Raw genomic sequence first — 467 nt, 5'->3', positions numbered from 1 at the left:
GTTATAGTCTTTATAATTTTTACAGTAGGTTTGAAATATATTATAAATATATCTAATACAAGTAAAGAATTAATGACTAGTGATTCAAATTCATATTATGGAACAAATATAGAGAATACTTATAACGCCATGGAAGATAAGACCTTAGATGAAAGATTAATTTTTGATTATAATCTTGTACTTAATAGTAATTTTAACATAATTATAATGTTATTTTTTGCTTTTATAGTAACATCTAACTTTATTCTTTTAGCAATACTGAATAGACTAGAGTTTAAAGAAAGAATGGACATATTAAATAATATAAAAAATATAGAAGATGAAGACAAAGTGTTGAGTATAGACCCTATTATGTCTAAAGTATATAAAGATTTAAAAGATAGGTTTGATTCTCATATTGAAGATTATAAAAGATTAAATTCATATTTATCTCATGAACAAAAAAATGCCATAGCAATACTTAGAAC

1 pseudogene is annotated in these 467 nt (G+C 22.1%); it reads left to right on the top strand.

Annotation, left to right across the window (positions count from 1 at the left end):
- Positions 1-30 precede the first annotated feature (30 nt).
- Positions 31-467 (top strand): annotated as a pseudogene (locus KGF50_RS21865) (sensor histidine kinase); the annotation flags it as partial.

The sequence above is a fragment of the Clostridioides sp. ZZV15-6598 genome (assembly GCF_020657705.1).
Lineage (GTDB): Bacteria > Bacillota > Clostridia > Peptostreptococcales > Peptostreptococcaceae > Clostridioides > Clostridioides difficile_F.
The sequence above is the reverse complement of the archived record's forward strand: the minus strand, read 5'-3'. Positions and strand labels throughout refer to the sequence as shown.